This window comes from Amycolatopsis sp. NBC_00345, assembly GCF_036116635.1.
In the GTDB taxonomy this organism is placed as follows: Bacteria; Actinomycetota; Actinomycetes; order Mycobacteriales; family Pseudonocardiaceae; genus Amycolatopsis.
On the sequence record NZ_CP107995.1, the window covers coordinates 319,214 to 337,823 of the forward strand.

Annotated in this window: 17 protein-coding genes; 11 read left to right on the plus strand and 6 right to left on the minus strand. The window is 71.6% G+C overall.

All coding sequences use genetic code 11. The features are described from left to right. Positions 1-31: 31 nt before the first annotated feature. The 3 genes from OG943_RS01520 to OG943_RS01530 form a co-directional block, all read right to left on the minus strand. Entirely contained in the window at positions 32-1,654 is a 1,623-nt protein-coding gene (locus OG943_RS01520) for a succinic semialdehyde dehydrogenase (RefSeq protein ID WP_328607845.1), read from the minus strand. Between the two features lie 81 nt (positions 1,655-1,735). Continuing rightward, positions 1,736-2,626 (minus strand): hypothetical protein, encoded by an 891-nt coding sequence (locus tag OG943_RS01525; protein ID WP_328607846.1) that lies wholly within the window; start codon positions 2,624-2,626, stop codon positions 1,736-1,738. A gap of 106 nt (positions 2,627-2,732) precedes the next feature. Further along, complete coding sequence (locus tag OG943_RS01530) at positions 2,733-3,365, minus strand: TetR/AcrR family transcriptional regulator (RefSeq protein ID WP_328607847.1); 633 nt, start codon at positions 3,363-3,365, stop codon at positions 2,733-2,735. A gap of 147 nt (positions 3,366-3,512) precedes the next feature. Here OG943_RS01530 and OG943_RS01535 point away from each other — a divergent pair, with 147 nt between their 5' ends. Both OG943_RS01535 and OG943_RS01540 read left to right on the plus strand, forming a co-directional pair. Next, complete coding sequence (locus OG943_RS01535; RefSeq protein ID WP_328607848.1) at positions 3,513-4,664, plus strand: acyl-CoA dehydrogenase family protein; 1,152 nt, start codon at positions 3,513-3,515, stop codon at positions 4,662-4,664. Positions 4,665-4,698: 34 nt separating this feature from the next. Then, the gene (locus OG943_RS01540) at positions 4,699-5,841 is read left to right on the plus strand and encodes a CaiB/BaiF CoA transferase family protein (RefSeq protein WP_328607849.1); all 1,143 of its coding nucleotides are present in this window, start codon (positions 4,699-4,701) and stop codon (positions 5,839-5,841) included. A gap of 75 nt (positions 5,842-5,916) precedes the next feature. On the opposite strand, the gene OG943_RS01545 is transcribed toward OG943_RS01540, so the two are convergent. Further along, positions 5,917-6,447: a GNAT family N-acetyltransferase gene (locus tag OG943_RS01545; RefSeq protein ID WP_328607850.1), complete on the minus strand. Its 531-nt coding sequence runs from the start codon at positions 6,445-6,447 to the stop codon at positions 5,917-5,919. Positions 6,448-6,655: 208 nt separating this feature from the next. On the opposite strand from OG943_RS01545, the gene OG943_RS01550 reads away from it, so the two are divergent. The 5 genes from OG943_RS01550 (at position 6,656) to OG943_RS01570 (ending at position 9,550) form a co-directional block, all read left to right on the plus strand. Continuing rightward, positions 6,656-6,823: a hypothetical protein gene (locus tag OG943_RS01550; RefSeq protein ID WP_328607851.1), complete on the plus strand. Its 168-nt coding sequence runs from the start codon at positions 6,656-6,658 to the stop codon at positions 6,821-6,823. A gap of 314 nt (positions 6,824-7,137) precedes the next feature. Continuing rightward, positions 7,138-7,620 carry a helix-turn-helix transcriptional regulator gene (locus tag OG943_RS01555; RefSeq protein WP_328607852.1) on the plus strand — a complete coding sequence of 161 codons (483 nt, stop codon included), beginning with the start codon at positions 7,138-7,140 and terminating at the stop codon, positions 7,618-7,620. A 124-nt stretch (positions 7,621-7,744) separates the two neighbouring features. Continuing rightward, entirely contained in the window at positions 7,745-8,632 is an 888-nt protein-coding gene (locus OG943_RS01560) for a lytic transglycosylase domain-containing protein (protein ID WP_442874678.1), read from the plus strand. A 191-nt stretch (positions 8,633-8,823) separates the two neighbouring features. Next, complete coding sequence (locus tag OG943_RS01565) at positions 8,824-9,174, plus strand: hypothetical protein (RefSeq protein ID WP_328611966.1); 351 nt, start codon at positions 8,824-8,826, stop codon at positions 9,172-9,174. A 25-nt stretch (positions 9,175-9,199) separates the two neighbouring features. Continuing rightward, a complete protein-coding gene (locus OG943_RS01570; RefSeq protein ID WP_328607853.1) occupies positions 9,200-9,550 on the plus strand; it encodes a DUF3817 domain-containing protein in 351 nt (116 codons plus the stop codon). 112 nt (positions 9,551-9,662) lie between these two features. On the opposite strand, the gene OG943_RS01575 is transcribed toward OG943_RS01570, so the two are convergent. Continuing rightward, positions 9,663-11,258, minus strand: a complete 1,596-nt coding sequence (locus OG943_RS01575; protein ID WP_328607854.1) for a solute symporter family protein — start codon at positions 11,256-11,258, stop codon at positions 9,663-9,665. Further along, positions 11,255-11,683 carry a DUF485 domain-containing protein gene (locus tag OG943_RS01580; protein WP_328607855.1) on the minus strand — a complete coding sequence of 143 codons (429 nt, stop codon included), beginning with the start codon at positions 11,681-11,683 and terminating at the stop codon, positions 11,255-11,257. Before OG943_RS01580 ends, OG943_RS01575 begins: the two co-directional genes overlap by 4 nt. A 974-nt stretch (positions 11,684-12,657) precedes the next feature. Between OG943_RS01580 and OG943_RS01585 the strand changes: the two genes are divergently transcribed. The 4 genes from OG943_RS01585 to OG943_RS01600 are packed head-to-tail and all read left to right on the plus strand — an operon-like array spanning position 12,658 to position 18,607. After that, the gene (locus OG943_RS01585) at positions 12,658-16,788 is read left to right on the plus strand and encodes a sensor histidine kinase (protein WP_328607856.1); all 4,131 of its coding nucleotides are present in this window, start codon (positions 12,658-12,660) and stop codon (positions 16,786-16,788) included. Continuing rightward, positions 16,785-17,237: a roadblock/LC7 domain-containing protein gene (locus OG943_RS01590; protein ID WP_220238205.1), complete on the plus strand. Its 453-nt coding sequence runs from the start codon at positions 16,785-16,787 to the stop codon at positions 17,235-17,237. The genes OG943_RS01585 and OG943_RS01590 overlap by 4 nt, the downstream gene beginning before the upstream one ends. A 7-nt stretch (positions 17,238-17,244) precedes the next feature. Further along, positions 17,245-18,015, plus strand: a complete 771-nt coding sequence (locus OG943_RS01595) for a DUF742 domain-containing protein (protein ID WP_328607857.1) — start codon at positions 17,245-17,247, stop codon at positions 18,013-18,015. Between the two features lie 28 nt (positions 18,016-18,043). Next, the gene (locus tag OG943_RS01600; protein WP_091617765.1) at positions 18,044-18,607 is read left to right on the plus strand and encodes a GTP-binding protein; all 564 of its coding nucleotides are present in this window, start codon (positions 18,044-18,046) and stop codon (positions 18,605-18,607) included. Positions 18,608-18,610: the final 3 nt, after the last annotated feature.

The following is an 18,610-nucleotide window of genomic DNA, read 5'->3' on the forward strand; positions in this document are numbered from 1 at the left end:
ACCGTTGGGCCACAACGGTTACCGCTCAGGGTCAGCGCCAGGGAAGGTGGCGCAGCAGCTTCATGCTCGAGGTCATCATCCGCGCCCACACCCCGCCCGGCACCCGCCGCGGCGGGCGCAGCGCCAGGCCGCGCTGGATGGCGATCGACTGGGTCTCGGTGTACTTCAGCAGGCCCTCGGCACCGTTGCGCCGGCCGGCCCCGGACTCCTTCATCCCGCCCATCGGCACGCCGACGCTGCCGAACGTCGCGGCGTAGCCCTCGTTGACGTTCACCGTGCCGGCCTTCAGCCGGGCCGCGACCTCCCAGCCGGCGCGGCCGTTGCGGGACCAGACGCTGGCGTTGAGCCCGAACGGCGTGTCGTTGGCGCGCTCGATGGCCTCGGTGACGTCGGTGTAGCCGTAGACCGAGACCACCGGCCCGAACGTCTCCTCCGCGAACGGCAGCATCCCGGCCGCGACGCCGGTGAGCACCGTCGGCTCGTAGAACAGCGGGCCGAGGTCCGGCCGCGCGCGGCCACCGGTGAGCACCTGCGCGCCCTTGGCCCGCGCGTCTTCGATATGCGCGGAGACCGTTTTCAGCTGGCTCTCCGAGGTCAGCGAGCCCATCTGCGCGCTGTAGCCGAGCGTGCCGCCGAGCTTCAGCGCGGCCGTGCGGGCGACGAACGCGCGGGTGAACTCCTCGCGGACGCTCTCGTGCACGTAGATCCGCTCCACCGAAACGCACAGCTGCCCGGCGGAGGAGAAACAGGCGGTGACGGCGCCGGTCGCGGCCTTGGCGACGTCCGCGTCCGGCAGCACGATCATCGGGTTCTTGCCGCCCAGCTCCAGGGAGTAGCTGGTCAGCCGCCGGGCGATCTGCCCGGCCAGGTCCTTGCCCGTCGGCGTCGAGCCGGTGAAGCAGAGGTAGTCGCACTCCTCGACCAGCGCGGCGCCGATGGCGGAGCCGCGCCCGAGCACCACCTGCCACAGCCCGGACGGCAGGCCCGCCTCCTCGGCCAGCTCCTGCAGCCACAGCGCGGACAGCGCGGTCTGGTTGTCCGGCTTCTGCACCACGGCGTTGCCGGCGGCGAGCGCGGGGAAGACGTCCATCGCGGTCAGCGCCAGCGGGTAGTTCCAGGGCGAGATGATCCCGACGACGCCCTTGGGGTGGTGCAGTTCGCCGGCTTTGGTCAGGCCGGGGATCACGCCCGCGCGACGCCGTGGCGCGAGGAATTTGGCGCTGTGCTTGCCGTAGTAGGCCGCGACGAGCGCGGAGGCACTGATCTCGTCGAAGGCGTCGATGCGGGCCTTGCCGGCCTCCACCTGCACGAGGTCGAGGGCCTCGGCCTGGCGGTCGAGCATCAGGTCGTGCAGCCGGACGAGGAACCGCTGCCGGTCGGCGGCGGGGCGCGCGCCCCAGCTGCGCTGTGCCTCGCGCGCGGCGGCGAAAGCCGAGCGCACCTCGGCGTCCGTGGCCTGGGGGAGTGTGGTGATCGGCAGCCCGGTGAACGGCGCCCGCATCCGGACGGGCGCGGAGTCCTCGCCGCCGGTCACCCTGGCCACGAGCTGGGCGGCGCGGTCCGCGGCGGGAGCGCCGGCGACACCGCCGATGGTCGCGGGCTGGGCCGCGTCCGCCGCCTCGCCGCTGAGGTTCGCCGGTGTCGTGCTGGTCATGGCGTCTCCGTTCAGACCGGTGTTACCGACGAGTACACCATACCGCCGGTACGCCGGTTGTCCAGATTACGTGAAAGTGATTCACGTATTGGGTTCGTCCGTGGTCCGGTGTCGGCCGGGTCCCTCCTCTTGTCCTGGGAGTGACTGTGGCTGTTCCGGGAGCGGCTCGGACGGCGGCACCACCGGCATCGGCTGCGAGGGCTGCGGCGGGAACGGCTGGGACACCGGCTCGTCGTGCGTCCGGGGCAGGAACCCGTGTGACGGCGGTTCGTTCGGCGGGGGCTGGAACGGGAAGGGCTGGGGGACCGGGACGCCGTGGGCCGGGGTTTCGTACGGCGTCGGGACCGAGTTGCCGTAGGACGGCGGCGGCGAGACCGGGTAGCCGAACGGCGGGGCGCCGGCGATCCCGGCCGGTCGGGGGCGGCGGCCGGAGAGCAGCGCCAGGCCCAGCGTGATCAGGGCGACGACCCCGCCGGCCAGCAGCACCCAGAACCCGGTCCCGCTGGTGTAGTGGAACTTCGTGAGGTCGGTCTGCCGGTCGTAGCTCAACGTCGCGGAGACGTCCATGCCGAGCATCCACACCGCCGCCACCACGCCCGCGCCCCCGGCGACGAGGGTGACGCGGCCGGCCGAACGGGCGCGCGTGAACACCAGCACCGCGCCGGCGAGCAGCACGAGGGCGGCGACGGTCAGCGGGATGCCGTAGTGGGCGACGTGATTGGTGTCGTAGTACGCGCGCTCGGTGGCGGTCGGCTCGATGCCGAACAGCCGCGTCCACGCGGTGACGGACTGCGACGCCTGGACCTTGCCGTCCGAGGACTCCTGGTAAGCCCAGACGGGCAGGAACGTCCCGGTGATCACCAGTACCGCCGCGAACGCCCCGAGCACCCCCGCGAGCAGCCGCCCCAGCACGCCGGGCTCGGCCGGGGGCGCGCCGGGAGGGAACTGGTACGGCGGAGGCACGCTGCTCATCGAGGCTCCTCGGCCGGGGCGCGGACCGGCTGGTGCGATTGCATCACGAAAACCCGCTCCGGATAAGGGGCGGTGCGACTTCGATGCCGCGCTGGACGCTGCGGGGTCAGTCCTGCACGGGCCCCGGTGCCGAGCCGGAGTAGAGCAGGACCGCGATGCGCTTCCACTCCTCCAGCAGCTGGCGGCGGCGGTGCGGGTCGCCGCCGAGTTCGGCGTCCAGGGCCAGGCCCCGGGTGAGGTTGACGGTGAGCCAGAAGAGCATCTCGGCGCGTTCCTTCGGCAGGTCGCCGGCGACCTGGCTGAGGTGCGCGAGGGTGGACCGGCCCAGCGCGCGGTCCACCGGGCGGATCGCGGCGCGCAGTTCCGGGTCCGTGCGCGCGGCGACCCACAGCTCGGTGACGGCGGTCGACAGCGTGCCCGAGTAGCCCTGCCACAGCAGGTCGATCGCCGCGGCGACGCCGGACGCGCCGCCGGGCAGGCCGTCGAGCGACGCGGCCAGCTCGCCGCGCAGCCGGTTCGTCAGGTGCTCGACGGCGGCGGCCATCAGCTCGGCCTTGGTGGCGAAGTGGTGCTGCACCGCGCCCTTCGACACCCCGGCGCGGGCGCAGATCTCCTGCACCGACGCCCGGGAGTAGCCGATGTCGACCAGGCACTCGATGGTCGCGTCGAGCAGGGCGGTCCGCGTCTGCTCCCGGCGCTGCGCCTGGGTGCGGTGCGACTTCGCCGCGACCTCGGTCATCGGGGCTCCCAGCTTCGGCTACCGGCGGATTCGGGTACGGGCACGGTGCGCACCACTTTACGTACAGGACGGCACGGATGTACATTCCGACTAGAACTTACCTTCCCAGCGTCATGTTTTCCAGTTCGTCCCGCAGGAGGCGTCGCCGTGCCGTTGCAGATCCAGAAGAGCTCGTGGAGCAACACCGAACTCGAAGACCTGAGGGAGCTCGCCCGGTCCTTCCTGCAGAAGGAACTGGTGCCGAACCAGGAGCGCTGGGCGGCGGAGAAGAAGATCGACCGCGAGGTGTGGACGAAGGCGGGCGAGATCGGGCTGCTCGCGCTGTCCATCCCCGAGGAGTACGGCGGGGGCGGCGGCACGTTCGCGCACGAGGCCGTCCTCTACGAGGAGCAGGCGCGGGCCGGGGACAGCGCGTGGGGCGTGACTGTCCACAACGGAATCGTCGCGCACTACCTGCTCGCCTACGCCGCGGAGGAGCGCAAGCGCGAGTGGCTGCCGAAGTTCGCCAGTGGCGAGTTCGTCGGCGCCGTCGCGATGACCGAGCCGGGCACGGGCTCGGACCTGCAGAGCATCAAGACCCGCGCGGTCCGCGACGGCGACCACTACGTGATCAACGGCGCCAAGACCTTCATCACCAACGGCTACCACACCGACCTCGTGGTGGTCGCCTGCAAGACCGACCCCGAAGCCGGCGCGCAGGGCGTGTCGCTGATCGCGGTCGAGACCGACACCCCGGGCTTCCGCCGCGGCCGCGTGCTCGACAAGGTCGGCATGAAGGGCCAGGACACCGCGGAGCTGTTCTTCGACGACGTCCGCGTGCCCGCCGCGAACCTGCTCGGCGACGCCGAGGGCCAGGGCTTCGTCCAGCTGATGCTGCAGCTGCCGCAGGAGCGGCTGATCATCGCCGTCACCGCGGTGGCCGGCATGGAGGCCGCGATCGACCTGACCCTGCAGTACACCAAGGAGCGCACCGCGTTCGGCCGGCCGATCTTCAACTTCCAGAACACCAAGTTCACGCTCGCTGAGGCCGCTACGGAAGCGGCGGTGGCGCGCGCGTACCTCGACCAGTGCATCGAGCGGCACCTCAAGGGCGAGCTCGATGTGCAGGGCGCGGCGATGGCGAAGCTGTGGACCACGGAGCGGGTCAACAAGGTCATCGACGACTGCCTGCAGCTGTTCGGCGGCTACGGCTACATGACCGAGTACCCGATCGCGCGCGCGTGGGCCGACGTCCGGATCTCCCGGATCTTCGGCGGCACCAGCGAGATCATGAAGGAGATCATCTCCCGCACGCTCTGATTTCCGTTGCCGTGGAAGGAAAGGACGTTCCGAAGTGAAAGCTGGTCCACTGGCCGGGCTGAAAGTGGTGGAGCTGGCCGGGCTCGCGCCCGCGCCGTTCGCCTGCATGGTGCTGGCCGACCTCGGCGCCGACGTGGTCCGCGTCGACCGCGCGACCCCGGGCGCCGACGTGCTCGGCCTGCCGAACGACCCGCTGGCGCGCGGGCGGCGCACGATCGGCGTCAACACCAAGACCCCCGAGGGCGTCGAGCTGGTGCTGAAGCTGGCCGAGACGGCCGACGTGCTGATCGAGGGCTTCCGGCCCGGGGTCATGGAGCGGATGGGGCTCGGGCCGGAGCAGGTGCACGCGCGTAACCCGCGGCTGGTCTACGGCCGGATGACCGGCTGGGGCCAGGACGGCCCGCTCGCGACGGCCGCCGGCCACGACATCAACTACGTCGGCATCGCGGGCGCGCTCGAGCCGATCGGGCGTGCCGGCGAGCGGCCGGTGCCGCCGCTCAACCTGATCGGCGACTTCGGCGGCGGCGGGCTGATGCTCGCGATGGGGGTGCTGGCCGCGCTGCACGAGCGCACCACATCGGGCCGCGGGCAGGTGGTGGACGCGTCGATGGTCGAGGGCGCGGCGCTGCTCACCACGAGCCTGCACGGCATGCGCGCGGCGGGCGTCTGGCCGGGGGAGCGCGGCGACAACATGCTCGACGGCGGCGCGCCGTTCTACGACACGTACGAGACCGCGGACGGCAAGTACGTGGCGATCGGCGCGATCGAGATGCGGTTCTGGGGCGACCTGGTGAAGGTGCTCGGCCTCGACGGCGAGGACCTGCCGGTGCACGTGGACAAGAGCCAGTGGCCGAAGCTGCGGAAGATCGTCGCCGAGGCCGTGCGCCGCTACCCGCGTGACGAGCTGGTCGCGCGCGCCGAGGGGACGGATGCCTGCCTGACTCCGGTGCTGTCCCCGTGGGAGGCCGCTTCGCACCCGCAGAACGCGGCTCGCGGCACCTTCGTCGACATCGGCGGCACGGTGCAGCCCGCGCCGGCGCCCCGTTTCGACCGCACCCCGCCCGCGACCCCGGAGGCGCCGCACGAGAAGGGCGCCGACACCGAGGAGGTGCTCACCGAGCTGGGCTTCGACGCGGCCGGCCTGGCACGCCTGCGCGAGGCGGGCGCGATCGCCTGACTCCCGAGTGCCGGTAAGGACTCCTTACCCGCGTCCGACGCCGGTAAGGAGTCCTTAGCGGCGTTGGGCGAACACTCACAAGGGGTTCGCGAGGTCCGAGCGAACGACCGCGTAAAGGACGTTGTCGCGCCACTCGCCGTCGCGGAAGTCGAAGCCGCGCAGCACGCCTTCGCGGGTGAAGCCGGCCTTCTCCAGCGAGCGCTGCTCGGCGCGGTTGCCGGTCTCGGTGGTGGCCTCGATGCGGTTCAGCTGCGTGTGGGCGAACAGGTAGCGCACGAGCAGGCGCTGCGCCTCCGTGCCGTGGCCGTGCCCGCGCGCCTCCGGCAGCAGGACCAGCCCCACGTTCCAGCAGAACGAGCTGGGGCCCGTCCGCGACCGGTGCCACGACACCAGTCCCAGCGCGCGGCCGCCCAGCGCGGGGATGAGCATGCCGCGGTCGGTGCCGAGCATCCCGTCCTCGTGCCAGCGGCGCCGGAGGAAACCGGGATCGTGCCAGCCGAACCACTGGTACTCGCCCGCGGTGTCCGGGTCGTTGGTCAGCGCTTCGAGCATCCCGAGGTCCGATTCGCGGACCGGCCGGAGCGTGACTCTCTCGCCGTCGTCCATCGCCGGAGCGTATCCGGGCGCCGACAGCGCGGCCTGGACTCACTCGATAGTGAGCGTCGTCACTCGCCCGTGATCGGCTGGGCCCGGCCTGGCCGTATCTCGGGTTTTCCGGGCCCGGCGTCATTACAGTGGGGACGACCGCGCGCGGTACCCGCGGGGTAACGGTCGGCGTCCGTCGGGGAGGCCGGGGAATGGAGCGGACTGAGCCATGTCGAGCGGCCTGAAGAAGATCGTCGTCGTCGGGGTGGTCGTGCTCGTGCTGTTCTTCCTGATCACGCAGCCGACGCAGTCGGCCGACCTGGTGCACCGCGTGCTGGGCTGGCTCAAGGACGGCGCGGAAGCCATCGTGACGTTCTTCAAGACCCTCTTCGCCTGATCACTCTCCGTGTTCTCGGGCCTGTTGTAACGCACTGTCACCGGATCTCGGAATGCGGGCCTGCGCTCGACCATCCGGGTGGATTGACCCCTGAAACAGCCTGGTCGCGGAATTTGTCGAGGCCTGGGTATGGCGTCGAAAGCACCCTCGGCCCTACGGTGCTCACATTGCGTGATCAGCCGGTTCTCCAGTCCCTCGGGAACCAGGCGAAAGCGGGGGATTTCCCGCTCGATCACGCGGTTGGGTGCAAGTCGTGAACGCGCACGGGGCCGGCGGTCAGGGCCGGCCCGTCGGGGACCAATGAGGAGGCAGGGATGACCGGAGATCCCGGAGTGGACGCGTTGATCCGGCAGTGGGCCGCGGAACGCGAGCAGACCCCCGAGGAGCAGGAGGTCGACCGCATCGCGTCCGCCTGGCTGGCCGACGCGCCCCAGGCGCCACCCGGCATCCCCGGCCAGCGGGCCCGGTCCGGCCCCGCGCGCTGGGCCCCGGTCGACGCGGCCGACCCCGGTTACCTCGACGCCATGCGCGTCCGCCTGCCCGAGGTCCCCGAAGACCTGCTCGTGGCCGCCGCCGGCTGGTGGCAGATGGTCGGCGACGTCGCCGAGGCCGAGCTGTGGTGGGACGCCGGCATCAGCCCGCTCGACCAGCGGGCCCTCGACTACCGCGCGGCGGGCCTCGCGCCCTCGGACCTGAGCCGTCGGCTCGGCCCGATGACCGTGCTCCAGCACCTGCGCCGCGGCAGCGCCCCGGCGTGGTGCGTCGCCCGTCTGGCGAGGCAGCAGAAGTCCGCCTGATGGGACGGTCCCACACGGCCGGGTGAACCGGCGTGGCGGCCCCGATCCGCGGCACCGCGTAACGCTAACCTGCGCGGGCTCGTTGTGTGATCGACCGACCGCCACGCTGGAGGACCTGAGTTTCGTGCCGACCACCGGACAGACCGAGGACGAGGCCGTGGTTCCGGCCGCGCCGGGCCCGGCCCGCACCCGCCATGGTGTGGCCGTGGCCGTGCGGCTGGCCGTGGTGATCGTGGTCTTGGCCGTGGCCGGCGGGGGCGTCTGGCTGGTCACCCGGGCTTCGGCGCCGGTGGCGAGCCCGACCACCACGGACATCCCGGCGCTGAGCGTCAAGGCGGCCGACGTGAAGCCCGGTTCGATCGTGCCGGTCAGCGCCGTCGTCGCGGGCGGCGCCGGTGAAGGCACCGCGCCGCAGTCGGCCCAGCCCTCGGGCGACGACCCGCTCGACGGGTGGGCGCGGAAAGTCGCCGCGGTCACCGGGATCCCGGCGCGGGCCCTGCACGCGTACGGCAACGCGGAGCTGGCCCTGCGCTCGGCCGACCCGGGCTGCCGTATCTCCTGGGCGACGCTGGCCGGCATCGGCCGCATCGAGTCGAACCACGGCCAGTACGGCGGGGCCGTGCTCGGCGCCGACGGCCGCCCGTCCAAGCCGATCATCGGGGTCCCGCTCGACGGCTCCGCCGGGGTCCGGGCCATCACCGACACCGACGGCGGCCGCTTCGACGGCGACCCGGTGGCCGACCGCGCCGTCGGCCCGATGCAGTTCATCCCCAGCACCTGGGCCAAGTGGGCCTCCGACGGCAACGGCGACGGCCTCGGCGACCCCCAGCAGATCGACGACGCCGCGCTCGCCGCGGGCCGGTACCTCTGCGCGGGCGGCCGCGACATGGCGACGCCGTCCGGCTGGTGGTCGGGAATCCTGTCGTACAACAACTCCACCGAGTACGCCCAGAAGGTGTTCGGCCTCGCCGACGGCTACGCCAAGAGCGCCCAGAAGGTGCAGGCCGGCTGAGGGCGGTTCCGCCGCGTTCGTCCCCCGCCATCCGGCCGTGGTGTGAAATCCGTGCGAAACCCATGGTCAGCGGCTGAGCGGCGGGCCACGCGTGGTGCGCCTCGGCGGCCGGCCGCCGGATTCCCAGTGCTAGCGTCTAGCCCGTGCCAGCGAACTCCGGCCCGGCCACGTCCCTGCTCGGGCGCCGGCTCATGATCGCCGTGACGTGCCTCGTGAGCCTGGCGTTGTGCTGCGGGCTGGCCTGGTGGCAGTGGGACCGGTTCATGTCCGCCAGCGGCACCTTCCAGAACCTCGGTTACGTGCTGCAGTGGCCGCTCTTCGGCCTGTTCCCGGCTTTTATGTTCTGGCGCATCAAGAAACTGCGCGAGCGCGAACAAGCCGAGGCGGCGAACCCGGCCGCGTCCCCGGCCGAGGTGACCGTGCCCGCCCCGAGGCGCGCCGTCGTCGTGCGTCAGCCGGCCGTCGTCACCGAAGAGGACGCCGAGCTCGCCGCGTACAACAGCTACCTGCGCGAGCTGCACGCCCGCGACCAGCAGTCCTGAAGCCCGCAGAAGTGAGGACCAGCTCATGACCACCAGCACCGAGGGTGCCGCGAAGACCCGCCCGGCGTCGCTGTCCGGCCCGCTGCTGCGCTTCCGCGTCAGTGCTTACGTGACCGGCGTCGGCCTGCTCGCGCTGTGCGCGACGATGGTCGTCGAGTACGGCTTCGGCAACGCCACCCCGGCGGCCGTCTACTCGCCGATCCACGGCGTGCTCTACATGATCTACCTGGTGCTCACCATCGACCTGGCGATCAAGGCCCGCTGGTCGATCAAGAGCACGGTGCTGGTCCTGCTGGCCGGCTGCGTCCCGTTCGTCTCGTTCCTGGTCGAGCGCCGGGTGACCCACCGCGTGCAGGCCGGGCAGAACATCTTCTGAGCCGCTTGGCGCTGTCCGCGCAGGCGAGCGGCGTTGCCCGGGGTCCCTGAAGGCCACCATGAGGGTCGGATATGCCCTCATGGTGGCCTTCAGGGACTTCGGCGGGAGGGGTTCAGGAGCCGATGCCGGTCAGCGACCGGACCTCCATCTCGGCGTGCTTGGCCGAGTCGGCCTTCGACCGGCCGACGAAGGTGCCGATCGCCCCGCACAGGAACGAGAACGGGATCGAGGCCAGGCCCGGGTTCTTGAGCGGGAACCAGTGGAAGTCGATGCTCGGGAAGATCGAGTCGGCCGCGCCGGAGACCACCGGGGAGAACAGCACCAGCGCCAGGCACGCGATCAGCCCGCCGTAGATGCTCCACAGCGTGCCGGTCGTGTTGAACCGCTTCCAGAACAGCGAGTACAGCAGCGTCGAGAGGTTCGCCGACGCCGCGACGGCCAGCGCCAGCGCGACCAGGAACGCGATGTTCTGCCCGTTGACCAGGATGCCGCCGAGGATCGCCAGGACGCCGATCACCAGCGCGGTCAGCCGGGCCACACGCACCTCGTCGGCCGGCTCCGCCTTGCCGCGCTTCATGATGTTCGCGTAGACGTCGTGCGCGAAGGAGGCGGACGCGGTGATCGTCAGGCCCGCGACCACGGCCAGGATGGTGGCGAACGCGACCGCGGAGACGACGCCGAGCAGCAGCGTGCCGCCGATGTGCAGGGCCAGCAGCGGGGCCGCGGAGTTCTCGCCGCCGGGCGCGCTCTTGATCTCGTCGGCGCCCACCAGCGCCGCCGCGCCGAAGCCGATCACCAGCGTGCACAGGTAGAACACGAACATGCACGCCGTGGCCCAGACCACCGAGCGGCGGGCTTCACGGGAGTTCGGCACGGTGTAGAAGCGCATCAGCACGTGCGGCAGCGAGGCGATGCCGAGCACCAGTGCCAGCGACAGCGAGACGAAGTCGAGCTTGGTGGTGCCGTTCTGCCCGTACGAGCCGCCGGGCTCGAGCAGCTGCGTGCCCATCGGGCTGCGGTCGGTCGCCGCGGTGAGCAGGTTGGAGAAGTTGAAGCCGTACTTGCCGAACAGGAACACGGTGATCAGCGTGGCGGCGACCAGCAGGATGCTCGCCTTGATGATCTGCACCCACGTGGTGCCCTTCATCCCGCCGACCAGCACGTAGACGACCATCACCATGCCGACCACGGCGATCACCAGCGCCTGGCCCAGCCGGGAGTGCACGTTCAGCAGCAGCGCGACGAGGCCGCCGGCGCCGGCCATCTGCGCCAGCATGTAGAAGAAGGAGATGATGAGCGTCGAGGTCGCGGAGGCGGCGCGCACGGGGCGCTGCCGCATCCGGAAGCTCAGCACGTCACCCATCGTGAACCGGCCGGTGTTGCGCAGCAGTTCGGCGATCAGCAGGAGGTCGACGAGCCACGCCACCAGGAATCCGATGGAGTAGAGGAAGCCGTCGTAGCCGTGGATCGCGATCGCGCCGGCGATGCCGAGGAACGAGGCGGCCGACAGGAAGTCGCCCGAGAGCGCGACGCCGTTCTGCCGCCCGGTGAAGGCGCTGTCGGCCGCGTAGTAGTCGGAGGTCGAGGTCTTCTGGCCCCGGTTGCCCGCCCGGTAGACCACGTACAGGGTGATCGCGACGAACAGGGCGAAGACCCCGGTGTTCACGAGCGGGTTGCTCGCGGGCGTGCTTTCGGCCAGTGCGATCACTGCTGGATCCCTTCCGTCACGGCTGCGCGTTCCCTGAGTTCGGCGACCCTCGGGTCGACCTGCCGGTTGGCGAACCGGACATAGCACAGGGTGATCAGCGCGGTGGTCACGAACTGTGCGAGCCCGAGCAGCATGCCCACGTTGACCAGGCCGAACACCGGGGTGCTCATGAAGTCGCCGGCGTAGGCGGCCAGCACCACGTAGGTCAGGTACCAGAGGAAGAAGGCGATGCTCATCGGGAAGACGAACCCGCGGTACCGCCGGCGCAGGGTGCGGAACTCCGGGCTGCGCTGGATGAGGTCGTAGTCGGGCCCGTTCGGGACGGCCGGGGCCGGTTCTTCGCCCTCCCGGGCGAACAGGGCCGGCAGCTGACCGGTCTCGTCGAGCGAGTTGCTCGTCGCGGGGGGCCGCGTGACTTCGTGCATGGGTGCCTCCGGCAACTTGCGTCCGTGGGCGGGCCGGGTCGGTGCCCCTCGTTCGAGTGGCGCCCGGTCTGCTCTTGCGGACAGGGAGGCGGCCATAGTAACGACGGCCGGGCGCACCGGAAAAAGCCGGTTCCGCGGACGGGTCCCGGAATTCGTTTTATAGCCGGAAATACGCGAAAACGGTCGCCCTGACTTTGATCACGGGCAGATCACTCGGAATAGCAGGGGTGTTGTCACACGGCGTCGCCGCAGCTCGGGAAGGCTGCGGCAAATGGTTGAGCGACACTCTCTGACGACACGAATGCGCTACCCCCGGTAGCCGTCAAACGGGGCGTCGGCCCCGCTCTCGTCCTTCCTTCGCGGGGGGTGGAAGAGGATTCGCAGGCCAGCACGGGATCCCGAAAGAAATCACCGGGTCGGGCGGCGAGTTGCTGCTACACCACAACATCGGGTTCATCTTCACGCTTGACCCACCCGATGGGGGCACGGAGCGTAGATCCCCCGAGCTATCTGACTACGCTGCGTGGGCTAATCGGGTGACGACCGGATGCCGAGACCCCGTCCAACCGGTAACCGGAATTCCCGGTTGACGCCCAACATGGCGAATCAGGGCTGCGTACACGGGGTGTCCGGCCTCTTTTCCCTGGTCAGCCAGTCGAAGTGGAAGAGAATTACCTCGGCTGGGATTGGTGTACGATTCTTTGGCCCAGCTGACCGCAGCGATCGATAGGCACAGACAAGTTGATCTCGACCACCCGCGTGCAGTACGCAACTTGCGCCATGCACGTGCAAAGTCCCGGGAACCACAGTTCCGGACGCAGGGGTGACCGATCGGCTCCAAGGTGCCCACCCGGGGTCGTTCGCGCGGGTCGGCGGAATGCCGTGGGCCGCGCCGGGAGCACCGGAAGCCGTCGACGGGCAGCCACGACGCCGGACAGGGAGTCACTTTCGTGACCGTTGCAGGAGAAGGCCAGGTGCCTGTTGGGAAACTGCTCGGCCGCCCGCCCCGGCGGTCGCGCTGGTCAACCGGCTGGCGCGCCGTGCTGGGCTGGCGGGACTGGAGCCTGGCGGTCAAGCTGTCGGCCGTCACGCTGGTCCCCATCGTGCTCGCGGTCGTGCTGGGTGTCACCGCGATCGTCGGCCAGGTCAGCCGCTCCGACGACTACGAGCGCATCGACCGTCTGGTCGGGCTGAGCAGCCAGCTGCGCGCGCTCACCGACGGGCTGCAGCACGAGCGCACCCTGACCGCGCAGCAGCTGATCGTCGGCTCGGCCGGGGTGACGCCGGAGCTGAAGGCCGCCCGCGCGGCCACCGACGCCGCGGTCGACCCCTTCACCACGGCCGCGGGCCGGGTCGGCGCCGACGAGTCCAGTGTGTCCGGTGCGGTGAACTCCGCGACCGCTCAGGTCAACGAGATCGCCGTGATCCGCCAGCAGGTCGGCGCCGGGCTGCTGGACGCGGCCGAGGCCGTCAGTGACTACAACGCCGTGACCACCGCGCTGATCGCCGCCGACACCGCGGTGGCCGCGGGCGCCAGCGCCGACGCGCTGGGCGGCACCCCGAACGCGCTGCACGACCTCGAGGCCGCCAAGGAACAGGCCTCGGTCAGCCAGGCGCTGATCGCGTTCGGCATCTCGCGTGGCGGCCTGCCGGCGCAGCAGCTCAGCGACGTCCGCGACGCGGAGCTCCGGTTCGACGACCGGATGGACGACTTCAGCGCCGCCGCCACCGCGCCGCAGCGCCAGGACCTCGACAGCACGCTCAAGCCCGACTCCTCCTACGACCGCAAGCGGATGGTCGGCCAGGCACTGGGCGAACAGGGCGCGTCGAGTGACGACGCGCTGCGCGGGATGTCGGCGCAGGAGTGGAACAACACCTCCAGCGCCGTGGTGAGCCAGCTGTCCGACGTCGGCAAGCGCCTCGGCGCCGAGGCGACGGACGCGTCGGCGGCGCTGGTCGAGGACGCCAGCAGCAGCGCCGGCCTGCTCGCCGTGCTGCTGTTCGCCGCGCTGGTCGTGGCCGCCGCCGTCGTCTTCCTGATCACCCGCCAGCTGCTCCGGTCGCTGTCCACCCTGCGCCGCAGCGCGCTGGACGTCGCGGAGAAGGAGCTGCCGGCCGCGGTCCGCAACATCCAGGAGGGCCGCTCCCAGAGCATCGAGGTCGCGCCGGTTCCGGTGCATGTGCACGACGAGGTCGGCGAGGTGGCGCGCGCCTTCGAGCAGGTGCACAGCCAGGCGCTGCGGCTCGCGACCGAGCAGGCCGCGATGCGCGCCGGTTACAGCAGCGTGTTCGTCAACCTGTCGCGGCGCAGCCAGAGCCTCGTGCAGCGGCAGCTGCAGCTGATCGAGCGGCTGGAGCGCGACGAAGAGGACGCCGACCAGCTCGCCACCCTGTTCCAGCTCGACCACCTCGCCACCCGGATGCGGCGCAACAACGAGAACCTGATGGTCCTCTCCGGCGCCGAGCCGGGCCGCCGCTCCGGGCAGCCGGTGAGCGCGCACGACGTGCTGCGCGCCGCCGTCTCGGAGATCGAGCAGTACCAGCGGGTTTCGGTGCAGCAGCCGCCCGCGGTGAAGATCGTCGGGTTCGCGGCCAGCGACGTCCAGCGCCTCGTCGCCGAGCTGCTCGACAACGCCACCGCGTTCTCCGCGCCGGAGACGCAGGTGACGGTCGCGACGCGGCTCGCCGACGACGGCTCGCTCAACGTCGACATCCTCGACAAGGGCATCGGCATGAACGAGTACGAGGTGGTGGAGGCCAACAGCCGGCTCACCGAGGCCGGCTCGGTCGACCTCGCCACCTCGCGCCGGATGGGCCTGTTCGTGGTCGGCCGCCTGGCCGGGCGCCACCGCATCGGCGTTTCGCTGCACGGCGGCAAGGACATCGTCGGCGTGCGCGCCACCGTGGTGGTCCCGCCGGAGCTGGTGATGACCGGCGCCGTGGTGGACAACGCGCCGCACACGGGCCCGATGAAGAGCGTCGCCGTCCCGCCGGTGAGCCCCGGCGGCCTGCCGCGGCGCCAGCGTCCGGTCAACGGCTCGGCCCGCCCCGGCGCGGTGCCGCTGCAGCAGGGCCACGGCGACGACCAGCTGCGGTCTTCGTCCGGCGACCTCGCGGGGTACGCCAACGGGCAGCAGGCCGCCCCGGGCGTGCGGCCGCCGTCGGACCTCGAGATCTCCGGGACCGCGCTGTTCAGCCCGATCCCGCGGGAGGACGGCCCGCCGCGGGTGCCGCGGGTGCCGCAGATCCTCCAGGTCCCGCCGCCGCGGCCCGAGTCCGAGCCCCAGCCGGCCGCGCCCGCCGAGGCCACCGAAGTCACCGAGCCCGTCGAGGCGCCCGTGGCCGAGGAAGCGGGCGAGCCTTCGGGGTCGGAGGGACGGCGTCAGGGCGAGCTGCCCTCGGGCAAGGACCTGTTCTCCGCCAACGGAACCACGCTGAGCGACTGGTGGAACCAGGCCGCGCAGAAGGTGCCCGAGGTGCCGCCGCCGTCGGCCGCCGAGACGACCATCGAGACCACGCCGATCTTCGACGAGATGCTCTCGGTCTGGTTCCGTTCGCCGGTCCCGGCCGTCGAGCCCAAGGACGTCAAGGAAGCCAAGGACACCAAGGAAACCGGGGTCAAGGACGGCGAGCCCGCCGAAGCCGACGCCCTCGCGGAAGTCCAGCCCGGCGTCGCCCCGGTCACCACGCCGGAGCAGGACGAGCGGAACTGGGACTTCGCGAGCGACGAGAACTGGCGCACCGTCCAGGCGGTGTCGCAGGTCGAGCCCACCGCGTTCACCCCGGCCGGGCTGCCGCGCCGCCGCCGGGGCGAGCAGCTCATGCCGGGCAGCGCGACCTCGGAGCCGGGGGCGACCGACTCTCCGGCCAAGCCGGAGCTTCCGGTGCGCGACCCTTCGGACGTCCGCGGGCGGCTGAACAGCTTCCAGCGCGGCGTCACCCGGGGCCGTCAGGAGACCCGGGGGGGCACGGAGCCGTCGGCCACCGGCCAGCCCGGCCAGCCGGTCGAGTCCGCACAGCCGGTCGAGTCCGGACAGTCGCAGGGACTCGGGGCGCAGGCGCTCGGACGGCTCGACGGGACCGTTGGTACCGCCGACGCGGAGACTCCCGTCGCGGGCCGCCTCGACGGGCCGGGCAGTGCGCCCGGCACGGACGCTCCGGCGCCGGGGCTCACCGGACCGCTCACGCCGGGCCACGCGCCCGCCGGGCCGCTGCCCGGCCGGGTTCCGGCGGCTTTCGACCCGAACGCCGGCCGTGCTCCCGAGGCCCCGCTGGCTCCCGGACAGGACGTCTTCCAGTCCTATACGGACCGGATGGCCGCACAGGCGCCGGCTGAGGCCGAACCGCAGCCGGCCGCCGAGCGTGGGCCCGAAGCCTTCACCCCGCGCCCGAACGCCCGGCCGGCGTTCGATCCCGAGCAGACCGTCCGCCCGGACGCGAGTGCCCCGCCGATCGTCCGCCCGAACGCGTCCGGGCCGCAGACCGTCCGGCCGGATGCGAGTGCCCCGCCGGCCACGCGTCCGGACGCCGCTCCGCCGATCGTCCGCCCGGAGACGCCCGCGCCGCAGCCGGCTCGTCCGGACGCGCCCGCGCCGCAGACCGGGCTGGGCCAGGCCGCCGAGTCCGGCCGTCCGGACGCGCTGCCGTCCCGGCGTCCCGGCGCGGAGGCGCCCAGCCGCCCGGACGGGCCGCCGGCGTCACTGCCCGCCCGCCGTCCGGCGGCCACCGACGTGCCGCCGGGACCCCCGGCGGACGGACCGCGAGACCTGCCCACTACCGTGCCCGAAATCCTGGGTGCTTCGTCGGATACGCCCGATTCGGAGTGGAACTTCGGGTCGGATGACGGGTGGCGAGCGGTCGAAGCGGTGTCCCAGTCGACACCCGCTTTGTTCACTTCGGCAGGATTGCCCCGGCGCCGTCGAGGGGAGCAGCTGCTCCCGGGCAGCGCCCCGCCGCCTTCCGGGACGGCGGGCCCCCTTCCGACTCGCGACGCACACGACGTGCGTGGCCGCCTGAGCAGTTTCCAGCAGGGCATCCAGCGTGGCCGGCACCGCACCGCGCAGGCCGCCGCCGAGACCAACCACGAAACACTGGAGGGTGAATGACCTCGCCGAGTACGGCCCAGCCGCAGCAGAACCAGTTCGGCTGGCTGGTGAACGACTTCGCCGAGCGCGTCCCGGGTGTCGCGCACGCGGTGGTGGTGTCCGCGGACGGGCTGCTGCTCACGGCCTCCAACCGGCTGCCGCTCGACCGCGCCGACCAGCTGGCCGCCGTGGCGTCCGGGCTGGTCAGCCTGACCCAGGGCGCGGCCCGCTGCTTCGAGGCGGGCGCGGTCAACGAGACCGTGGTCGAGATGGAGCTCGGCATCATGGTGCTGATGTCGATCAGCGACGGCTCCTGCCTCGCGATCCTCGCCGCACCGAACTGCGACATCGGCCAGGTCGCCTACGAGATGACGATGCTGGTCGACCGGGTCGGGCAGATCCTCACCCCGGAACTTCGCGCACAGTTGCAGGGCGCGGGTGGCTCTCTGATCGGCGAGCCGGTGGGATGATCTGGCGATGAGCACGGGGTCCGGATCGTCCGGCGAGGAACCGGGAGAGGGTGGCGAGCCTCCGCGTGCGGAGGCCCCTGGTGCTGCCCGCGACGACGGCACGTTCGCCGACGTCCTCAACGGCTTCAGCCTCGATTCCGGCCGCTCCCGCCGCAAGCGCAAGAAGACCGTCAAAGAGTCCAAGGAGTCCCAGTCCCCCGAAACCCCGGCCGCCGGAGCGCACGCGGCCGCGGAACCGCCGGCGGCGCCGCCGCCGGCCGAGATAGGAGATCGTGTGACCTCTCTAGTCTCCCCACCGGGCAGTACCGACGCGGACGGGCCTAGACCAGGCGGGCTCTTCGACCCCGGACCGCCCAGCGGCGAGTTCGTCATGCCCCCGGTCTTCGGCCAGCCGGAACGACCCGATCGGGTGGACCCGGCCGAGGAGACCGCGATCGTCCGGCCGTACGCTCTCACCGGCGGGCGCACGCGGGCGAACTACGCGCTCGAACTGGAGACCCTGGTCTCCACCAAGGACCAGGTCGCCGCGGGGGGCTTCCCCCACGCGGCGGCGGAGCAGATCGAGAGCATCTCGATCATGGAAGAGTGCCGGACCCCGCGCTCGGTCGCCGAGATCGCGGCGGCCCTGCGGGTGCCACTCGGGGTCGCCAGGGTGTTGATCAGCGACGCGGCCGACGCGGGACTGGTCACGGTGCACCGGACGATCACGGGTAATGACGGCGCCGAAGCACACTTGATGTTGATGGAAAGGGTTTTGAGTGGACTCCGTCGGCTTTAAGGCACCGCGGGATACCGCGCCCCCGACCATGACATCGGCGAAGATCGTGGTGGCGGGCGGCTTCGGTGCGGGCAAAACGACGTTCGTGGGCTCGGTGTCGGAGATCGTTCCGCTCACCACCGAGGCGATGATGACCGACGCGAGCCGCGGCATCGACAACCTCGACCAGACCCCGAACAAGACGACCACGACGGTCGCCATGGACTTCGGCCGTGTGTCGCTCGACGCCGACCTGATCCTGTACCTGTTCGGCACCCCGGGCCAGCAGCGGTTCTGGTTCATGTGGGACGACCTGGTCCGGGGCGCGATCGGCGCCGTCGTGCTGGCCGACACCCGCCGGCTGGCGGACTCGTTCGCGCCGATCGACTTCTTCGAGGACCGCGGCCTGCCCTACATCGTCGGCGTCAACACCTTCGACGGGGTGCTGGAGCACGACATCAACGACGTGCGCGAGGCGCTGTCGATCGACCCGAACATCCCGATCGTGCGCTGTGACGCCCGGGACCGCGAGTCGACGAAGCAGACGCTGATCACGCTCGTCGAGTACGCCATGCGCCAGTGGATCGCCCTCCGGGCGGCCAAGGCCCGCTGACCG

Coding starts and splice junctions, on each gene's coding strand:
- OG943_RS01545 (WP_328607850.1), bottom strand. CDS start 6,447: ATGGACGACGGCGAGAGAGTCACGCTCCGGCCGGTCCGCGAATCGGAC.
- OG943_RS01600 (WP_091617765.1), top strand. CDS start 18,044: ATGACATCGGCGAAGATCGTGGTGGCGGGCGGCTTCGGTGCGGGCAAA.
- OG943_RS01550 (WP_328607851.1), top strand. CDS start 6,656: ATGTCGAGCGGCCTGAAGAAGATCGTCGTCGTCGGGGTGGTCGTGCTC.
- OG943_RS01530 (WP_328607847.1), bottom strand. CDS start 3,365: ATGACCGAGGTCGCGGCGAAGTCGCACCGCACCCAGGCGCAGCGCCGG.
- OG943_RS01520 (WP_328607845.1), bottom strand. CDS start 1,654: ATGACCAGCACGACACCGGCGAACCTCAGCGGCGAGGCGGCGGACGCG.
- OG943_RS01580 (WP_328607855.1), bottom strand. CDS start 11,683: ATGCACGAAGTCACGCGGCCCCCCGCGACGAGCAACTCGCTCGACGAG.
- OG943_RS01565 (WP_328611966.1), top strand. CDS start 8,824: ATGATCGCCGTGACGTGCCTCGTGAGCCTGGCGTTGTGCTGCGGGCTG.
- OG943_RS01555 (WP_328607852.1), top strand. CDS start 7,138: ATGACCGGAGATCCCGGAGTGGACGCGTTGATCCGGCAGTGGGCCGCG.
- OG943_RS01525 (WP_328607846.1), bottom strand. CDS start 2,626: ATGAGCAGCGTGCCTCCGCCGTACCAGTTCCCTCCCGGCGCGCCCCCG.
- OG943_RS01595 (WP_328607857.1), top strand. CDS start 17,245: ATGAGCACGGGGTCCGGATCGTCCGGCGAGGAACCGGGAGAGGGTGGC.
- OG943_RS01570 (WP_328607853.1), top strand. CDS start 9,200: ATGACCACCAGCACCGAGGGTGCCGCGAAGACCCGCCCGGCGTCGCTG.
- OG943_RS01590 (WP_220238205.1), top strand. CDS start 16,785: ATGACCTCGCCGAGTACGGCCCAGCCGCAGCAGAACCAGTTCGGCTGG.